Source organism: Escherichia sp. MOD1-EC6475 (assembly GCF_003046645.1).
In the GTDB taxonomy this organism is placed as follows: domain Bacteria; phylum Pseudomonadota; class Gammaproteobacteria; order Enterobacterales; family Enterobacteriaceae; genus Escherichia; species Escherichia ruysiae.
The window spans coordinates 1-19,487 of record NZ_PZKQ01000070.1 but is presented as its reverse complement, the minus strand read 5'-3'; the positions used below and the strand labels follow the sequence as shown (position 1 = coordinate 19,487).

General features: G+C 48.6%; 16 protein-coding genes. 11 read left to right on the top strand and 5 right to left on the bottom strand.

Annotated features, from left to right (window positions below):
• Positions 1 to 201 precede the first annotated feature (201 nt).
• From gadC to dosP, 4 genes are all read left to right on the top strand, one after another.
• Positions 202 to 1,737, top strand: a complete 1,536-nt coding sequence (gadC, locus tag A7589_RS20400; RefSeq protein WP_108188991.1) for an acid resistance gamma-aminobutyrate antiporter GadC — start codon at positions 202 to 204, stop codon at positions 1,735 to 1,737.
• A gap of 130 nt (positions 1,738 to 1,867) precedes the next feature.
• Complete coding sequence (locus A7589_RS20395; RefSeq protein WP_108188990.1) at positions 1,868 to 3,187, top strand: family 10 glycosylhydrolase; 1,320 nt, start codon at positions 1,868 to 1,870, stop codon at positions 3,185 to 3,187.
• A gap of 350 nt (positions 3,188 to 3,537) precedes the next feature.
• On the top strand, positions 3,538 to 4,920 hold the full coding sequence (locus tag A7589_RS20390) for a diguanylate cyclase (protein WP_000426303.1): 1,383 nt from the start codon (positions 3,538 to 3,540) through the stop codon (positions 4,918 to 4,920).
• A 24-nt stretch (positions 4,921 to 4,944) separates the two neighbouring features.
• Positions 4,945 to 7,350 carry an oxygen-sensing cyclic-di-GMP phosphodiesterase DosP gene (gene dosP / locus A7589_RS20385; protein ID WP_000778562.1) on the top strand — a complete coding sequence of 802 codons (2,406 nt, stop codon included), beginning with the start codon at positions 4,945 to 4,947 and terminating at the stop codon, positions 7,348 to 7,350.
• A 67-nt stretch (positions 7,351 to 7,417) separates the two neighbouring features.
• Here the strand turns inward: dosP and A7589_RS20380 are convergent, their stop codons facing one another.
• Both A7589_RS20380 and osmC read right to left on the bottom strand, forming a co-directional pair.
• Entirely contained in the window at positions 7,418 to 8,341 is a 924-nt protein-coding gene (locus A7589_RS20380) for an omptin family outer membrane protease (RefSeq protein ID WP_000928774.1), read from the bottom strand.
• A 310-nt stretch (positions 8,342 to 8,651) separates the two neighbouring features.
• The gene (osmC, locus tag A7589_RS20375; protein WP_000152304.1) at positions 8,652 to 9,083 is read right to left on the bottom strand and encodes a peroxiredoxin OsmC; all 432 of its coding nucleotides are present in this window, start codon (positions 9,081 to 9,083) and stop codon (positions 8,652 to 8,654) included.
• 343 nt (positions 9,084 to 9,426) lie between these two features.
• On the opposite strand from osmC, the gene bdm reads away from it, so the two are divergent.
• From bdm to A7589_RS20340, 6 genes are all read left to right on the top strand, one after another.
• Positions 9,427 to 9,642, top strand: a complete 216-nt coding sequence (gene bdm / locus A7589_RS20365; protein WP_108188989.1) for a biofilm-dependent modulation protein — start codon at positions 9,427 to 9,429, stop codon at positions 9,640 to 9,642.
• A gap of 101 nt (positions 9,643 to 9,743) precedes the next feature.
• The gene (gene sra / locus A7589_RS20360; protein WP_000841554.1) at positions 9,744 to 9,881 is read left to right on the top strand and encodes a stationary-phase-induced ribosome-associated protein; all 138 of its coding nucleotides are present in this window, start codon (positions 9,744 to 9,746) and stop codon (positions 9,879 to 9,881) included.
• A 154-nt stretch (positions 9,882 to 10,035) separates the two neighbouring features.
• A complete protein-coding gene (gene maeA, locus A7589_RS20355) occupies positions 10,036 to 11,733 on the top strand; it encodes a malate dehydrogenase (RefSeq protein ID WP_000433477.1) in 1,698 nt (565 codons plus the stop codon).
• 133 nt (positions 11,734 to 11,866) lie between these two features.
• Entirely contained in the window at positions 11,867 to 12,877 is a 1,011-nt protein-coding gene (adhP, locus tag A7589_RS20350) for an alcohol dehydrogenase AdhP (RefSeq protein ID WP_000642427.1), read from the top strand.
• 185 nt (positions 12,878 to 13,062) lie between these two features.
• A complete protein-coding gene (locus tag A7589_RS20345) occupies positions 13,063 to 13,341 on the top strand; it encodes a type II toxin-antitoxin system RelE/ParE family toxin (RefSeq protein WP_000605676.1) in 279 nt (92 codons plus the stop codon).
• Positions 13,341 to 13,625 (top strand): HigA family addiction module antitoxin, encoded by a 285-nt coding sequence (locus tag A7589_RS20340; protein ID WP_000781370.1) that lies wholly within the window; start codon positions 13,341 to 13,343, stop codon positions 13,623 to 13,625. Before A7589_RS20345 ends, A7589_RS20340 begins: the two co-directional genes overlap by 1 nt.
• 50 nt (positions 13,626 to 13,675) lie before the next feature.
• Here A7589_RS20340 and fdnI read toward each other — a convergent pair whose 3' ends face one another.
• From fdnI to fdnG, 3 genes are read right to left on the bottom strand one after another with little or no spacing between them, the layout of a single operon-like run.
• Positions 13,676 to 14,329, bottom strand: a complete 654-nt coding sequence (gene fdnI, locus A7589_RS20335) for a formate dehydrogenase-N subunit gamma (protein ID WP_000045638.1) — start codon at positions 14,327 to 14,329, stop codon at positions 13,676 to 13,678.
• On the bottom strand, positions 14,322 to 15,206 hold the full coding sequence (gene fdnH, locus A7589_RS20330; protein WP_001240582.1) for a formate dehydrogenase N subunit beta: 885 nt from the start codon (positions 15,204 to 15,206) through the stop codon (positions 14,322 to 14,324). The genes fdnI and fdnH overlap by 8 nt, the downstream gene beginning before the upstream one ends.
• Before the next feature lie 12 nt (positions 15,207 to 15,218).
• Positions 15,219 to 18,266: a formate dehydrogenase-N subunit alpha gene (fdnG, locus tag A7589_RS20325; protein WP_165797965.1), complete on the bottom strand. Its 3,048-nt coding sequence runs from the start codon at positions 18,264 to 18,266 to the stop codon at positions 15,219 to 15,221.
• 231 nt (positions 18,267 to 18,497) lie between these two features.
• Here fdnG and yddG point away from each other — a divergent pair, with 231 nt between their 5' ends.
• The gene (yddG, locus tag A7589_RS20315) at positions 18,498 to 19,379 is read left to right on the top strand and encodes an aromatic amino acid efflux DMT transporter YddG (protein WP_010355607.1); all 882 of its coding nucleotides are present in this window, start codon (positions 18,498 to 18,500) and stop codon (positions 19,377 to 19,379) included.
• Positions 19,380 to 19,487: the final 108 nt, after the last annotated feature.

The window sequence follows — 19,487 nt, the reverse complement described above, 5'->3', positions numbered from 1 at the left end:
AATTGCAGGGTATTGCTCAGCAGAACAGCTTTAAACATACCTGATAACGTTTAGATGGTAATGGCGTCCCGGAACGATCCCGTTTCGGGACAAATTCCAGAGTCTGTTCACTGGCATTAGCAATGGAAAAATATTGCTCTGAATACGCTTCAGAACAAGACAGGCGCGGTTCCGACAGGAATACCGTTTTAGGGGGAAAATATGGCTACATCAGTACAGACAGGTAAAGCTAAGCAGCTAACATTACTTGGATTCTTCGCTATTACGGCATCGATGGTAATGGCTGTTTATGAATATCCTACCTTTGCAACATCCGGTTTTTCATTAGTTTTCTTCCTGCTATTAGGCGGGATTTTATGGTTTATTCCCGTTGGACTCTGTGCTGCGGAAATGGCTACCGTGGACGGTTGGGAAGAAGGTGGCGTTTTCGCCTGGGTATCGAATACCCTGGGGTTAAAATGGGGATTTGCAGCGATCTCATTTGGTTATTTGCAAATCGCTATCGGCTTTATTCCGATGCTCTATTTCGTGTTAGGGGCACTTTCCTACATTCTTAAATGGCCAGCACTGAATGAAGATCCGGTAACAAAAACCATTGCGGCACTCATCATTCTTTGGGTTCTGGCATTAACTCAGTTCGGCGGTACTAAATATACGGCGCGAATTGCTAAAGTCGGCTTCTTCGCCGGTATTCTGTTACCCGCATTTATTTTGATTGCATTAGCGGCGATTTACCTGCACTCCGGTGCGCCAGTTGCTATCGAAATGGATGCAAAAACCTTCTTCCCGGATTTCTCTAAAGTTGGCACCCTGGTTGTGTTTGTTGCCTTCATATTGAGTTATATGGGGGTAGAAGCCTCCGCAACCCACGTCAATGAAATGAGCAATCCTGGGCGCGATTATCCGTTGGCAATGTTATTGCTGATGGTGGCGGCAATCTGTTTAAGCTCGGTTGGTGGTTTGTCCATTGCGATGGTCATTCCGGGTAATGAAATCAATCTGTCCGCTGGGGTAATGCAAACCTTTACCGTTCTGATGTCCCACGTGGCACCGGAAATTGAGTGGACGGTTCGCGTGATCTCCGCACTGCTGCTGCTGGGTGTTCTGGCAGAAATCGCCTCCTGGATTGTCGGTCCTTCTCGCGGGATGTATGTTACAGCGCAGAAAAACCTGTTACCTCCAGCGTTCGCCAAAATGAACAAAAATGGCGTGCCGGTCACTTTGGTTATTTCTCAGTTGGTGATCACCTCTATCGCCTTGATTATCCTCACCAATACCAGTGGTGGTAACAACATGTCCTTCCTGATCGCACTGGCTCTGACGGTGGTGATTTATCTGTGTGCTTATTTCATGCTGTTTATTGGCTACATTGTGTTAGTCCTTAAACATCCTGACTTAAAACGCACATTTAATATCCCAGGCGGTAAGGGCGTGAAACTGGTTGTGGCTATTGTCGGCCTGCTGACCTCAATCATGGCATTTATTGTTTCCTTCCTGCCGCCGGATAATATCCAGGGTGACTCTACCGATATGTATGTCGAATTACTGGTCGTTAGCTTCCTGGTGGTACTTGCCCTGCCCTTTATTCTCTATGCCATCCACGATCGTAAAGGCAAAGCGAATACCGGTGTGACACTGGAGCCAATTAACAGCCAGAACGCACCGAAAGGTCACTTCTTCCTGCATCCACGTGCTCGTTCACCGCACTATATTGTGATGAACGATAAGAAACATTAACCATCTCTGAAGGAGATAAGACAAGGGAGCGATCGTTAATCGCTCCCTTTTTCGTACCTGTTATCGTATTGACTTGCCCCAGATAAGTACGAGAATGAGCAACACATCTGTTTACCGGAAACCAGCATATATGGATATCTGCTCCCGAAACGTGAAATTAGCGATCAAAAAGCCAGCCACACTCGTTGCTCTGGCTCTTTTACTGTGTAGTTGTAAGACCACACCGCCAACGCCAATAACTACACCACCAGCAGGTTCAAAACCACCAGTGACCACACATCAATCAGCGCAACCGATGCGCGGTATCTGGCTGGCCACTGTGTCTCGCCTCGACTGGCCACCTGTTTCCTCGGTTAATATCAGTAACCCCACCAGCCGAGCCCGTGTACAACAACAGGCGATGATTGACAAGTTAGATCATCTACAACGTCTCGGCATCAATACGGTTTTTTTCCAGGTAAAGCCCGATGGTACAGCCCTTTGGCCATCGGAAATTTTACCGTGGTCCGAGCTTATGACTGGCAAAATTGGTGAAGATCCAGGTTACGATCCGCTGCAATTTATGCTCGACGAAGCCCACAAGCGTGGGATGAAAGTGCACGCGTGGTTTAACCCCTACCGCGTGTCGGTTAACACAAAACCCGGAACTATCAGGGAATTGAATAGCACCCTGTCACAGCAACCAGCCAGTGTCTACGTGCAGCATCGCGACTGGATCAGAACGTCGGGCGACCGTTTTGTTCTCGACCCTGGTATCCCTGAGGTTCAGGATTGGATCACATCAATAGTTGCGGAAGTGGTTTCCCGTTATCCGATAGATGGCGTGCAGTTCGACGATTATTTCTACACTGAATCACCGGGTTCGCTACTGAACGATAACGAGACGTACCGCAAATATGGGAGAGCTTTTGCATCAAAAGCAGACTGGCGGCGTAACAATACCCAGCAATTAATTGCAAAGGTATCGCACACCATTAAAAGCATTAAGCCAGAGGTTGAATTTGGCGTTAGCCCGGCAGGCGTCTGGCGCAACCGTTCACACGATCCGCTCGGTTCCGATACCCGAGGCGCAGCAGCCTATGACGAATCCTATGCAGATACCCGCCATTGGGTAGAACAAGGTTTACTGGATTATATTGCCCCACAAATTTACTGGCCTTTCTCACGTAGCGCCGCACGTTATGACGTACTGGCAAAATGGTGGGCAGATGTCGTCAAACCGACCAAAACCCGTCTATATATCGGTATTGCCTTCTATAAAGTGGGTGAACCCTCAAAGATAGAACCTGACTGGATGGTTAACGGCGGCGTGCCAGAACTAAAAAAGCAGCTTGATCTTAACGATGCTGTACCCGAAATTAGCGGCACGATTCTGTTCCGCGAAGATTACCTTCATAAGCCACAGACCCAACAAGCCGTTAGTTATCTGCAAAGTCGTTGGGGAAGTTAAACGCCCTGTTTTACTGTGACATGCCGGTGATGTAAGCACCGGCTTGTCACCCTGCAAAAATGCCGTAACCTCTTAAATAAAATTATCTCCATATAAGCCGATTGCTATAATCCTCTGATTAATTAGTATCAACATGAAAAACAATACGATATTCGTCACCACCGAAAAATAATCACGATGGGCTATACTCTTCAGAAGAACAGTAGCGTAGATTAAAACTGTCTAATCCGTTTATTTCTTTTCATTATATCCTCATATTTCAGGAGAATATGGTGCGATAAGTCTGTCCAGTATGTTGCGTTTCGTTTTTCGAACCCATCTGCCTTTCCAGTCGTATAAGGGGCTGAATTATGGAGATGTACTTTAAAAGAATGAAAGATGAGTGGACTGGATTAGTGACCCAGGCTTCCCCTCTCATTCGCGCTAAAGCCGCAGAAATTGCTGTTGCACATGCCCATTACCTGAGCAATGAGTTTTATCGTATTGTACGCACTGACCCACATGCCGAAGAGTTTTTGAGTAACGAACAGGTTGAAAGGCAACTTAAAAGTGCTCTGGAAACATGGATTATCGATGTGCTCTCTGCGCAAGCGGACGATGTTGATAGGCTTATACAAATCCAGCATACCGTGGCCGAAGTACATGCCCGTATTGGCATTCCCGTAGAAATCGTTGAGATGGGTTTTCGTGTATTGAAGAAAATCCTCTATCCAGCAATATTTTCCTCTGATTATTCGCCTGCGGATAAACTTCAGGTTTATCATTTTTCGATTAACAGTATCGATATAGCCATGGAAGTTATGACCCGTGCGTTTACCTTTAGCGACAGTAGTGCGGCTAAAGAAGACGAAAACTATCGTATCTTTTCACTACTGGAAAATGCCGAAGAAGAAAAAGAACGGCAAATAGCCTCATTACTTTCATGGGAATTAGATGTTATTTATAAAGTCCTGTTGGATTCTGATTTAGGCAGCAGCTTACCGTTAAGTCAGGCGGATTTTGGCTTATGGTTTAACCATAAAGGTCGTCATTATTTTAGCGGCATTGCCGAAGTAGGTCATATCTCCCGCCTTATTCAGGATTTCGACGGGGTTTTTAATCAGACAATACTCCATGCTAAAAATCTGAGTAACAAAAGTCTGCGAGTGAAGTTTTTATTGCAGATACGAAATACCGTATCGCAAATTACCACCTTACTACGAGAACTGTTTGAAGAAGTTTCTCGCCATGAAGTGGGAATGGATGTGTTGACTAAGCTACTTAACCGCCGTTTCCTGCCGACTATCTTCAAACGTGAAATTGCCCATGCCAATCGGGCTGGCACGCCGTTGTCTGTTCTAATCATTGATGTTGATAAATTCAAAGAGATCAATGATACATGGGGACATAACACCGGCGACGAAATTCTGCGTAAAGTCTCGCAGGCGTTTTACGACAATGTTCGTAGTAGTGATTATGTTTTCCGCTACGGTGGTGATGAATTTATCATTGTTCTGACAGAAGCCTCAGAAACTGACACTTTACGTACCGCAGAACGTATCCGCAGTCGGGTAGAAAAAACCAAACTGAAAGCTGCAAACGGCGAAGATATTTACCTCTCTCTGTCCATTGGCGCCGCCATGTTTAATGGACATCCGGATTATGAACGTTTAATTCAAATAGCCGACGAAGCTCTGTATATCGCCAAAAGACGAGGTAGAAACCGTGTTGAACTCTGGAAAGCCAGTCTTTAGATTCGCCCGGATGCAGAGGTAATCATGAAGCTAACCGATGCAGAGAATGCCGGTGACGGCATTTTTTTCCCCGCGCTTGAGCAAAATATGATGGGCGCGGTGTTAATTAACGAAAATGATGAAGTGATGTTTTTCAACCCCGCAGCAGAAAAGCTTTGGGGATATAAACGCGAAGAGGTTATTGGCAATAACATCGATATGCTGATTCCCCATAATTTGCGCCCTGCACACCCTGAATACATCCGGCATAACCGCGAAGGTGGTAAAGCGCGTGTCGAAGGTATGAGCCGGGAATTGCAGCTTGAGAAAAAAGATGGCAGTAAAATATGGACACGATTTGCCCTGTCAAAAGTGACTGCCGAGGGGAAAATTTATTACCTGGCGCTGGTGCGAGATGCCAGCGTTGAAATGGCGCAGAAAGAACAGACCCGGCAGTTGCTCATTGCCGTGGATCATCTCGACCGACCTGTGATTGTGCTTGATCCTGAGCGTCATATCGTTCAGTGCAATCGCGCGTTTACAGAAATGTTCGGCTATTGCATCAGCGAAGCCAGCGGTATGCAGCCCGATGCGCTGCTTAACATTCCTGAATACCCGACAGATAACCGCATCCGCTTACAGCAGCTTTTGTGGAAAACCTCCCGCGATCAAGATGAATTTTTGCTATTAACGCGCACGGGTGAAAATATCTGGATTAAAGCGTCTATCAGTCCGGTCTATGACGTGCTTGCTCATCTACAAAACCTGGTAATGACCTTCTCAGATATCACTGAAGAACGGCAAATCCGCCAGCTGGAAGGCAACATCCTCGCCGCCATGTGCAGCAGCCCGCCGTTTCACGAAATGGGCGAAATCATTTGCCGTAATATTGAATCCATTCTTCATGAATCGCATGTTTCGCTGTATGCATTGCGTAATGGGATGCCAGTGCATTGGGCGTCGTCCTCTCCTGGGACAGAAGTAAAGAATGCACAAAGCTGGGCTGTTACCATTCGCCAGCGCGATGGCGCACCAGCGGGAGTTCTGCAAATCAAGACGGCTGCAGGGACAGAAACCAGTGCATTTGTCGAACGCGTGGCAGATATCAGCCAGCATATGGCCGCACTGGCGCTGGAACAGGAGAAAAGCCGCCAGCACATCGAACAGCTAATCCAGTTTGATCCGATGACCGGTCTGCCAAATCGCAATAATCTGCACAATTACCTCGATGACCTTGTCGATAGAGCCGTCTCTCCGGTGGTTTATCTTATTGGCGTCGACCATATTCAGGATGTGATCGACAGCCTCGGCTATGCGTGGGCCGATCAGGCATTGTTAGAAGTCGTTAATCGCTTTCGTGAAAAACTCAAACCCGATCAGTATCTCTGCCGCGTTGAAGGTGCACAGTTTGTCCTCATTAGTCTGGAGGATGAAGTCAGCAACATTACCCAAATCGCTGATGAGCTACGCAACGTCGTTAGCAAACCGGTCATCATTGACGATCAGCCTTTTCCTTTAACCTTAAGCATTGGTATCAGTTACGACGTTGGTAAAAACCGTGACTACCTGCTTTCTACCGCCCACAATGCAATGGATTTCATTCGCAAAAACGGCGGTAACGGCTGGCAGTTCTTTAGCCCGACAATGAACGAGATGGTTAAAGAGCGGTTGATATTAGGCGCGGCGCTGAAAGAAGCAATCAGCAACAACCAGTTGAAGCTGGTTTACCAGCCGCAGATATTCGCCGAAACGGGCGAACTGTATGGTATTGAAGCTCTTGCTCGCTGGTATGACCCGCAGCATGGACATGTTCCCCCTTCCCGGTTTATTCCCCTCGCAGAAGAGATTGGTGAAATTGAAAATATTGGTCGTTGGGTAATTGCTGAAGCCTGTCGCCAGTTAGCAGAGTGGCGAAGCCAGAATATTCATATCCCGGCGTTATCCGTAAACTTATCTGCGCTGCATTTTCGCAGTAATCAGCTACCCAATCAGGTTTGCGATGCGATGGAAGCCTGGCAGATTGACGGCCACCAGCTGACGGTGGAAATCACTGAAAGCATGATGATGGAACACGATACGGAGATCTTTAAACGCATCCAGATTCTGCGGGATATGGGCGTAGGTTTATCTGTCGACGATTTCGGTACAGGCTTTTCCGGCCTGTCACGCTTAGTCAGCCTGCCGGTAACGGAAATTAAGATCGATAAGAGTTTTGTCGATCGTTGCCTGAGCGAAAAACGCATCCGTGCCTTATTAGAAGCCATTACCAGCATTGGGCAAAGCCTGAACTTAACCGTAGTGGCGGAAGGTGTGGAAACGAAAGAACAGTTTGAGATGTTACGCAAGATCCACTGCCCCGTGATTCAGGGCTATTTCTTCTCACGTCCTTTGCCCGCTGAGGAGATCCCTGTCTGGATGTCTACTACGCTACCGCTTCAAATCGACGCTTAGAACATCTTGCCCGCGCAGGCGGACAAGATGCCATGTATTTATATTCAGCCATTCGTCCGATGCTATATTAAAATTTGTACTGAATGCCCGCGCCAATAATGTAATTATAGTTTTGCATCCCTGGCGAATCTTTCTCTTTTACGCTTTCACCATTTTCTTTATAAGAAATTACTGTGTTACCAATATCATTAGAGAATCTACTCCATGACATTTCTGTGAAAATACGCGCCTGTGAATTAATGTTATACCCCACATTAATAAGACCTGAATAATATTTTTGGTTGGATACTTTATCTTTAAATGTAATGTTGCGCAAATAATGCTGATCTGTTCCCTTCCCTTCTCCCCAGGCGCTATATTTAAATTGAGCAATAATATCAAAATCATGATAGATATATTTACCAGAAAGACCTAAATAAGGCGCACTGAATTTTTGTTGGTAGCCAATAACTCTTTGGTTATGAGGAATATCTCCAGTGTCGGCACCATTATCATAACTATAGTAACCTCCTTTCGCCGTCCAACTGAAACGTGTCTCCTGATAGCCTAACATGGCGCCGAGTTGGTAGTTTTGATCCTTTAAAAACCAACCTGTCATATTGAGATCAAACTGATTTGCAAAATTCAACCGCGTTGCCGGATGATGTGACCAATCGCTCCAGTGGTGCTGCCCCGGCTCGAGCCAGTCATAATCATCCATTAGCGTACCGGCAGACGCAATCGTCGTCCAGCCTTTAGCATTAAGCGTCAGCCATGAGATTGCATCCCAGGTTAGCCCCATTTTAATAATGGGGGTATTTTGAATTTTCCAGTCCAGTTGGCTAAGTTTGCCGCCATCGTTATAAACAAACTCACCTGACTCACCATTCAGAAATGAAAGAGAAGCATCAACAAAAACATTGTCAGATAAGAAATTAAATTCTGAAGATGCGCTTGCATACTGACTTAGAGATATTAAAGCAATAGCAAAAGAGACCTTTTTCATCAACATAGTTTCATCCTTATTAAACAATGTTAATTAGCTCATTAATTAAATTTAATTAATTCAAATTAATTAAATCAACTGAATATTACAATGCCATAAATGTTTCTCACCATCAAACAGAGAACATAAATAAACAGAGTTTTACTGTTATTCTGAACGGAATAGGAGTTTACAACCTGATGTAATAATGATTGCTCGAGAACAGGCGGGAATAATGAAAAGAATGACGATGCAGTTTAAATGCAAGATTTCATTGGGATAAGCAGAAAATATTGGTATAAATGCTTGCCGGATGACAACATCATCCGGCGAGTACTTATGCTTTCAACTGGTAATCCAGCGTAATTTCCGCTTTCAGTACCTGAGAAACCGGGCATCCGGCTTTTGCTTTCTGAATAATGCCGTCAAAGGTTGAGGCATCAATACCCGGTACGGCAACTTCACTCTTCAGTGCGATTTTGGTAATCGCGAAACCAGCATCGACTTTATCCAGCGATACATCGGCAGTGGTATCAATCGATGTTGGCGTGAATCCCGCTTCCCCCAGCATTAATGAAAGCGCCATCGAGAAACAAGCGGCATGTGCCGCGCCAATCAATTCTTCAGGGTTGGTTCCTTTTTCGCCTTCAAAACGTGTGTTAAATCCATACGGCTGTTGGTTCAGCACGCCGCTCTCGGTGGATACTGTTCCCTTCCCGCGTTTGATATCGCCTTCCCAGTGTGCCTGACCTTTCTTATGGATTGTCATTGTTGCTCTCCTGTGGGCTTAAAAAGGAAATTATAGACTACGTGAGAAACAGCACGAGGATAAGCAGGATATTCCGAATAAAATCCGGCGAAAATATTACCTCTGCACTTAAATAAAATTACCACAACAGACGACTGGGATATATGTATTGAGAGATACCGCAGCAATATAAATCCACAAATACCAATAATAATACTCATGAATATCATGTAGTTAAAATATAAAATTCATCAACCAGGACTAATCTTAACAACGAAGCGGCAAATATTTGCCATGCTGAATGTGCTTTATAAATCTGCGATCCGTAGCAGACACCATAAATATACAGACACGGAGAATCACTATGTTTACTTATTATCAGGCAGAAAATTCAACAGCAGAACCCGCTCTGGTTAATTCCATTGAGCAAGGCCTTCGGGCAGAGCACGGTGTTGTCACTGAAGATGACATTCTCATGGAGCTGACCAAATGGGTGGAAGCTTCTGATAACGACATCCTCAGTGATATCTACCAGCAAACCATCAATTATGTGGTCAGTGGCCAGCACCCTACGCTTTAAGCTGCTATGCTTGATCGGCAACCTAATTTAGGGGTTTAGCACGTGTTTCTTCGCTACGGCGATGTTGTCCTTAAAACTAGCAACAGGATTGAGGAGTTAAAATGAAATCGAACCGTCAGGCACGTCATATTCTTGGACTGGATCATAAAATTTCTAACCAGCGCAAAATAGTTACCGAAGGTGACAAATCCAGCGTGGTAAATAACCCAACCGGCAGAAAACGCCCCGCTGAAAAGTAATTCTTAACAATCAGTCCTCAATGACGATTAAACACCATTGCCTGCGCAATGGTGTTTTTGTTTTTATCTGCTTTATACTTGGGGGCGACGCCCTGGCGGTAAAGCAAAGACGATAAAAACCCCAGGGATGGATATTCAAAAAAGAGTGAGTGACATGGAACCAAAAACAAAAAAACAGCGTTCGCTTTATATTCCTTACGCTGGCCCTGTACTGCTGGAATTTCCGTTGTTGAATAAAGGCAGCGCCTTCAGCATGGAAGAACGCCGTAACTTCAACCTGCTGGGGTTACTGCCGGAAGTGGTCGAAACCATCGAAGAACAAGCGGAACGAGCATGGATCCAGTATCAGGGATTCAAAACCGAAATCGACAAGCACATCTACCTGCGTAACATCCAGGATACTAACGAAACCCTCTTCTACCGACTGGTAAACAATCATCTTGATGAGATGATGCCCGTTATTTACACCCCGACCGTTGGCGCAGCCTGTGAGCGTTTTTCTGAGATCTACCGCCGTTCGCGCGGCGTGTTTATCTCTTACCAGAACCGCCACAATATGGACGACATTCTGCAAAACGTGCCGAATCACAACATTAAAGTGATTGTGGTGACGGATGGCGAACGTATCCTGGGTCTTGGTGACCAGGGCATCGGCGGGATGGGTATTCCAATCGGTAAACTGTCGCTCTATACCGCCTGTGGTGGCATCAGCCCGGCGTATACTCTTCCGGTGGTGCTGGATGTCGGCACCAATAACCAGCAACTGCTTAACGACCCGTTGTATATGGGCTGGCGTAATCCGCGCATCACTGACGATGAATACTATGAATTCGTTGACGAATTTATCCAGGCAGTGAAGCAACGCTGGCCGAACGTGTTGCTGCAGTTTGAAGACTTTGCACAAAAAAATGCGATGCCGTTGCTTAACCGCTATCGCCATGAAATTTGTTCTTTTAACGATGACATTCAGGGCACCGCAGCGGTAACGGTCGGAACGCTGATCGCAGCCAGCCGCGCAGCAGGTGGTCAGTTAAGCGAGAAAAAGATTGTCTTCCTCGGCGCAGGTTCAGCGGGATGTGGCATTGCCGAAATGATTATCGCCCAGACCCAGCGCGAAGGATTAAGCGAAGAAGCGGCGCGACAGAAAGTGTTTATGGTCGATCGCTTTGGTCTGCTCACCGACAAGATGCCAAACCTGCTGCCTTTCCAGACCAAACTGGTGCAGAAGCGCGAAAACCTCAGAGACTGGGATACCGACAGCGATGTGCTGTCACTGCTGGATGTGGTGCGCAATGTAAAACCAGATATTCTGATTGGCGTCTCCGGACAGACCGGGCTGTTTACGGAAGAGATCATCCGTGAGATGCACAAACACTGTCCGCGTCCGATCGTGATGCCGTTGTCTAACCCGACTTCACGCGTGGAAGCCACTCCACAGGACATTATCGCCTGGACTGAAGGTAACGCGCTGGTTGCCACCGGTAGCCCGTTTAATCCGGTGGTATGGAAAGATAAAATCTACCCTATCGCCCAGTGCAACAACGCCTTTATTTTCCCGGGCATCGGGCTGGGCGTTATTGCTTCCGGCGCGTCACGCATCACCGATGAGATGTTAATGTCGGCAAGTGAAACTCTTGCTCAGTATTCGCCGCTAGTGCTGAACGGCGAAGGTCTGGTACTGCCGGAACTGAAAGACATCCAGAAAGTCTCCAGAGCGATTGCTTTTGCCGTTGGCAAAATGGCGCAGCAGCAAGGCGTGGCGGTGAAAACGTCTGCCGAAGCTTTGCAACAGGCCATTGACGACAACTTCTGGCAAGCCGAATACCGCGACTACCGCCGTACCTCCATCTAAGCCTCCGCCCGGTAGTGAATGTTACCGGGCAATTTCCCTCTCCCTTTTTCAGATCTCATCCATACTGGGTAGTGGCAAATAAATCTCATTTGCCTCACCTGCTATGCAGAACATCATCCGAAAAGGAGGAACTATGAAGGCTGCAGTTGTTACGAAGGATCATCATGTTGACGTTACGGATAAAACGCTGCGCTCACTGAAACATGGCGAAGCCCTGCTGAAAATGGAGTGTTGTGGCGTATGTCATACCGATCTTCATGTTAAGAATGGCGATTTTGGTGATAAAACCGGCGTGATTCTGGGACACGAAGGCATTGGTGTTGTGTCAGAAGTTGGCCCAGGCGTCACCTCATTAAAACCAGGCGATCGCGCAAGCGTGGCATGGTTTTACGAAGGATGCGGTCATTGCGAATACTGTAACAGTGGTAACGAAACGCTCTGCCGTTCAGTTAAAAACGCCGGATACAGCGTTGATGGCGGCATGGCGGAAGAGTGCATCGTGGTTGCTGATTACGCAGTAAAAGTGCCAGATGGCCTGGATTCGGCTGCTGCCAGCAGCATTACCTGTGCGGGCGTCACCACCTATAAAGCGGTGAAGCTGTCAAAAATTCGTCCCGGTCAGTGGATTGCTATCTATGGTCTTGGTGGCCTGGGTAACCTCGCCCTGCAATACGCGAAGAATGTCTTTAACGCCAAAGTGATCGCCATTGATGTCAATGATGAGCAGTTAAAACTGGCGACTGAAATGGGCGCTGATTTAGCGATTAACTCACGCACCGAAGACGCCGCCAAAATTGTGCAGGAGAAAGCGGGCGGTGCACACGCTGCGGTTGTTACAGCAGTAGCCAAAGCCGCATTTAACTCGGCGGTTGATGCCGTTCGTGCAGGCGGGCGTGTTGTGGCAGTCGGTCTGCCGCCGGAGTCCATGAGCCTGGACATCCCACGCCTTGTGCTGGATGGTATTGAAGTGGTCGGTTCACTGGTCGGCACGCGCCAGGATCTCACCGAAGCTTTCCAGTTTGCCGCCGAAGGCAAAGTGGTGCCCAAAGTCGCCCTGCGTCCGTTAGCGGACATCAACACCATCTTTACCGAGATGGAAGAAGGCAAAATCCGTGGTCGTATGGTGATTGATTTCCGCCGCTAAGAGACCATTGCTGCGACTGCCATGTTCGAGTCGCAGCCTGTTTTGCGAGACGCTTTCCGCTATTTAACTCTTCTTCTTTTCCTCCCTCATCTTTCCCCTCACAATTCGCGAAAACGTAGCGAAATTTGTTGCGCTGCACGGAACAATAGTGATAGTGTTCCTTTCGAAGGAACAAGGATGAAGAGATGATAATGAATTTCAGACACAAGGGATTGCGTGACTTGTTTCTTCTTGGCAAAACCTCCGGCGTTATACCGACGCAAGTCAAAAGATTACGCCACCGACTCGCTGTAATTGATGCAGCAAGCTGTCTTGCTGATATCGATATGCCAGGTTACCGACTACACCCGTTAAGCGGCGATCGCGATGGAATTTGGGCAATCTCTGTCTCGGGCAACTGGCGGATAACGTTTGAGTTCGTCAATGGCGATGCATACATACTGGATTACGAGGACTATCACTGATGAAAATGGCCAATCATCCCCGTCCGGGGGACATCATTCAGGAATCACTGGACGAGCTGAACGTCAGCCTGCGCGAATTTGCCAGAGCAATGGAAATTGCGCCCTCAACGGCAAGCCGATTGCTGACCGGAAAAGCGGCTTTGACGCCAGAAATGGCGATTAAACTTTCCGTGGTGATCGGCAGTTCGCCGCAAATGTGGTTGAATCTGCAAAACGCGTGGAGTCTGGCAGAGGCTGAAAAAACGGTGGATGTGTCGCGACTACGCCGTCTGGTTACGCAATAAAAAAATGGCGCCTTTTACAGCGCCATTTTCAGCTTAAAGTTCAAAAGAGATTATATCCCTTCTTCACTCTCTTTTTTTGCTTCTGCCTTCTCGATTTCACGATACCAGCGCGGATGGTGTTTCTTCGCCCAGCGACGGCTCACCTTCCCTTCGATCATCCCTTTAATCGACCCTTTCACCCAGAATGCCATATACATATGGATCAGGATGGCGTGGATCAGGATGATACCCGCTGCCGCGTGGATCAGCAGGCTGTAGCGGACAACCTGCATCGGGAAGTACTGCGCAAAGTACGGACGCCAGATAATCACCCCGGTCACCAGCAGCACGAAAATCATGCTCATGATTGACCAGAACATCATCTTCTGTCCGGCGTTGTACTTACCAACATCCGCCACTTTGTGCTCATTGCCTTTCAATACTTCGACAATGTTCAACAGCCACGGAATATCTTTCTTATCCGGGATGTTGTGATGCACAAAGCGGAAGAACATAAACATCAGCGCGACGAAAATCGCAATGCCGAAGAACGGGTGCAAAATGCGCCCCATCTGCGGCGTACCGAAGGTTTGCGTCAGCCATTGCAGCGTCGGGAAGAAGAACGAAATCCCGGACAGCGCCACCAGGAAGAAGCAAATCACCACGGTCCAGTGACAGGCGCGATCAATAAATTTGGTGCGCACAATCATTTTCGACTTACTCATGATGATCCTCCTCGTCATCGTCCACTTCCTTATTCGGGCCAATACCGATGTAGTGGAAAATCAACCCGGCAAAAGTGGCAATAAAGCCAGCCGCTGCCAGCGGTTTCAACGCGCCTTTCCACAGGCTTACCGAGGTATCGATCTTCGGATCTTTCGGCAGACCATGATACAGCTCCGGCTGATCGGCGTGATGCAGCACGTACATAACGTGCGTACCACCGACACCTTCCGGGTTGTAGACGCCAGCATGTTCGTAACCACGCGCTTTCAGTTTCGCCACGCGCTGTTCCGCCAGCTCCAGCATCTCCTTCTTGGTGCCGAAGTGGATAGCCCCGGTCGGGCAAGTTTTTACACAAGCCGGTTCCTGGCCGACGCTGACGCGATCGACGCAGAGCGTGCATTTATATACCCGGTTATCCTCTTTGTTGAGGCGCGGAATATTAAACGGACACCCGGCAATGCAGTAACCACAGCCGATGCAGTTTTCCGACTGGAAATCGACAATGCCGTTAGCGTACTGAATGATCGCACCGGCAGACGGACATGCCTTCAGGCAGCCCGGATCTTCACAGTGCATACAGCCGTCTTTACGGATCAGCCACTCCAGCTTGCCGTTCTGTTCGGTTTCGCTAAAGCGCATCACCGTCCAGGACTTGGCGCTCAGATCGGCGGGGTTATCGTAAACCCCGACGCAGTGCCCCACTTCATCACGGATGTCGTTCCACTCCGAACACGCCACCTGACAAGCTTTACAGCCGATACAGGTGGAAACGTCGATAAGTTTCGCGACTTCTGCTTTGTAATCACGCACCTGAGAAGGCGGCGTGATGGAGTTAGTTGCGGACCTTTTGATAATGTCCTGCGTTTCCATAGCCATCTGTTCGCCCCCTTACGCCTTCTCGATGTTTACTAAGAACGCTTTATATTCCGGCGTTTGCGAGTTTGCATCACCGACATTCGGCGTCAGAGTGTTAGCGATATAACCTTTACGCGCGACACCCTCAAAGCCCCAGTGGATTGGAATACCCACCGTTTCAACCTGCAGACCGTTTACATTCAGCGGTTTCAGACGGCGCGTTACCACAGCCACCGCGCGGATAAAGCCACGCTTGCTGGAGACAGTGACACGATCGCCATTGGCAATGCCTTTCGCCGCCGCCAGCGTTTCGCTGATTTCCACAAACTGTTCCGGCTGGGCGATTGCGTTGAGCAATGCGTGCTTGGTCCAGGTGTGGAAGTGCTCGGTCAGACGATAGGTCGTACCCACATACGGGAACTGCTCTTTTTTACCCATCCGCAGCGCGTCTTGTTCATACAGACGAACGACCGGGTTAGAAACCACGTTCGGATGCAGCGGGTTAGTTCCCAGCGGCGTTTCAATTGGCTCGTAGTGTTCCGGGAACGGACCTTCCGCCATTTTGTTAATGGCAAACAGGCGTCCCATCCCTTCCGGCTGCATGATAAACGGCCCGGTTGGCGTACCCGGCGCGGCATTGCCGAAGTCAGGAATATCGTTACCCGTCCACTTGCTGCCGTTCCACTGGATCAGCATTCGTTTCGGATCCCACGGTTTACCGTTGATATCCGCTGAAGCACGGTTGTACAGCACGCGACGGTTGAGCGGCCACGCCCAGGCCCATCCCAGCGTATTCCCCAGACCGGACGGGTCGGAGTTATCGCGGTTGGCCATCTGGTTGCCCTGCTCTGTCCAGCTACCGGTGTAGATCCAGCAAGAAGATGCGGTTGTACCGTCATCACGCAGATGCGCAAAGCTACTCAGCAACTGACCTTTCTTCGCAATCAGCACGCCATTAGCGTCATAGAGATCTTCCAGCGCGTAGCCGTTGTTCTCTTTAGCCACTTCGTCAGATTGCGGTTCGTGCGGCTGCTTGTAGTTCCAGCTCATCTTCATCAGCGGTTCTACGCCTTTACCACCTTCAGCTTTGTACAGCTCGCGCAGGTGATGGTAGATACCCGCCAGAATTTCGCCGTCGTTACGCGCTTCGCCAGGTGCGTCCTGACCTTTCCAGTGCCACTGCAACCAGCGACCGGAGTTGGCGATAGAGCCATCTTCTTCAGCAAAGCAGGTCGAAGGCAGGCGGAATACCTCAGTCTGAATAGACGCCGGATCGACATCGTTCGACTCGCCGTGGTTCTGCCAGAAAGTAGACGTTTCAGTCACCAGCGGATCGATAACCACCATGTACTTCAGCTTACTCAGGCAGCTAACTACTTTGTTTTTGTCCGGGAAGGACGCAACCGGGTTAAAGCCCTGGCAGAAATAACCGCTGACTTTGCCTTCGTCCATCATGTTGAAATACTTGATGACGTCGTAGGTCTGGTCCCACTTCGGCAGCCAGTCGTAGCCCCAGTTGTTCTCTTTCTGCGCGGCATCGCCGTAGAAAGATTTCATCAGGCTAACGAAGAACTTCGGATAGTTGCTCCAGTAGTTCACCTGATCCGCCAGCGTCGCTTTCGGCGTGTTCGCTTCCAGATAAGACTGCAAATCAACCTGTTTTTCTGACGGCAGCGTCAAATAACCCGGCAGGCTGGTAGAGAGCAGACCTAAGTCGGTAAGACCCTGAATGTTGGAGTGACCACGCAGTGCGTTCACGCCGCCACCAGCCATACCCATGTTGCCGAGCAGCAACTGGATCATCGCCATAGTACGGATGTTCTGCGCACCGACGGTGTGCTGCGTCCAGCCCAGCGCGTACAGGAAGGTGGTTGTGCGATCCGGCGCGCTGGTGGAGGCCAGCACTTCACACACTTTCAGGAAGTCAGCTTTTGGCGTACCGCAGATGTTTTCCACGACGTCCGGCGTGTAGCGGGAAACGTGCTCTTTCAGCAGGTTCCACACGCAGCGCGGATGAGTCAGCGTGTCATCGCGTTTCGCATAGCCGTTTTCATCGAACTGATAGTTCCAGGACGACTTATCGTACTGGCGTTTTTCAGCGTCATAACCACTGAACAGACCGTCTTCGAAAGCAAAATCATCACGCACCAGCAGGCTGGCGTTGGTGTAATGCTTAACGTATTCAGCGTTGATTTTGTTGTTTTCGATCAGGTAGCGCAAAACGCCAGACAGGAACGTAATGTCCGTACCGGAACGAATAGGTGCGTAAATATCCGCTACAGAAGCGGTACGCGTAAAACGGGGATCGACAACGATCAGGGTTGCATCGTTGTTGTTTTTCGCTTCCATCGCCCAGCGGAAACCGACGGGATGCGCTTCAGCAGCGTTACCGCCCATTACCATTACGACGTTAGCGTTTTTGATATCCACCCAGTGGTTGGTCATCGCACCGCGACCAAATGTTGGAGCAAGACTTGCTACCGTTGGTCCGTGTCAGACGCGCGCCTGGTTGTCTACCGCCAGCATCCCGAGGGAGCGGGCAAATTTCTGGGTCAGCATCCCGGTTTCGTTGCTGGCACCGGAAGCACACAGCATACCGGTAGAAAGCCAACGGTTTACCGTTACGCCCTGCTCGTTCTTTTCAATAAAGTTAGCGTCACGGTCAACTTTCATCAGCTTCGCAATACGGGAGAATGCTTCTTCCCAGCTAATGCGCTGCCATTTATCAGAGCCTGGCGCACGATATTCCGGGTAACGCAGACGGTTTTCGCTGTTCACGTAATCCAGCAAACCGGCGCCTTTCGGGCACAGTGCGCCGCGACTTACCGGATGATCCGGGTCACCTTCAATGTGATAAATCGCTTCTCTGGCGTTTTTCGCGCCATCACCCAGGCTATACATCAATAGCCCGCAACCTACGGAACAGTATGTGCAGGTGTTACGGATCTCTTTAGCGCGTAATAATTTGTAGTTTCGCGCCTGAGCCAGTGCTTGCTTCGGGGCAAAGCCCAATGCCGCTACTGTTGTTCCAGCCATACCGCCCGCGCAGATTTTAAAAAATTGTCTGCGACTGACGTCCATTGCTTTCCTCTTTTTTCAGGGGTATTACTGCGCGAGGAAACTAACAGTAAAATTCTGAATCTTTTTGCGCGAAATCAAAAAGAACACGTGTTTGCCACAAAATAATCCGCCTGCGCAAATTGACCTACCTCAATGGCGGTAGGAAAACGCACCACTGCCTGACAGGCCGGTTAAAAAAATGCTATAAATTTCAGCTTAATTTTTAACGGCAAGAGAGACTAAACAGCGAGCATGACACGACAAAAAGCAACGCTCATAGGGCTAATCGCGATCGTCCTGTGGAGCACCATGGTGGGGTTAATTCGCGGCGTCAGTGAGGGGCTTGGTCCGGTCGGTGGTGCGGCGGCGATCTATTCATTAAGCGGACTGCTATTAATATTCACCGTTGGATTCCCGCGTATCCGGCAGATCCCGAAAGGCTATTTACTTGCCGGGAGTCTTTTATTCGTGAGTTATGAAATCTGCCTCGCGCTTTCCTTAGGTTATGCTGCTACCCGCCATCAGGCGATAGAAGTAGGCATGGTGAACTATTTATGGCCCAGCCTGACGATACTTTTCGCCATTCTTTTTAATGGTCAGAAAACAAACTGGCTGATTATTCCCGGATTGCTTTTAGCCTTGATGGGTGTCTGTTGGGTATTAGGCGGCGACAATGGGCTACAATATGATGAAATCATCAATAATATTACCACCAGTCCATTAAGTTATTTTTTGGCGTTTATTGGTGCGTTTATCTGGGCAGCTTATTGCACAGTCACTAATAAATATGCCCGTGGATTTAACGGCATTACCGTTTTCGTTCTTCTGACGGGAGCAAGTCTATGGATTTACTATTTTATAACGCCACAACCAGAGATGGTTTTTAGCACCCCCGTCATCGTTAAACTCATATCTGCGGCATTTACTTTAGGATTTGCTTACGCCGCCTGGAATGTCGGTATTTTACATGGCAATGTAACGATTATGGCAGTGGGTTCTTATTTTACGCCTGTACTTTCTTCTGCTCTGGCTGCCGTGCTACTCAACGCACCGCTATCGTTCTCATTCTGGCAAGGCGCACTCATGGTCTGTGGCGGTTCTCTGCTCTGTTGGCTGGCGACACGTCACCGATAAAGAAAGATAGCAACGCTTCATGCTGCAACAAAACACGTTCAGGCTATGCGGATTGAAATATTAGTGAAGGCAATGATATATCTTTGTTACAGGTGATGCTGCCAACTT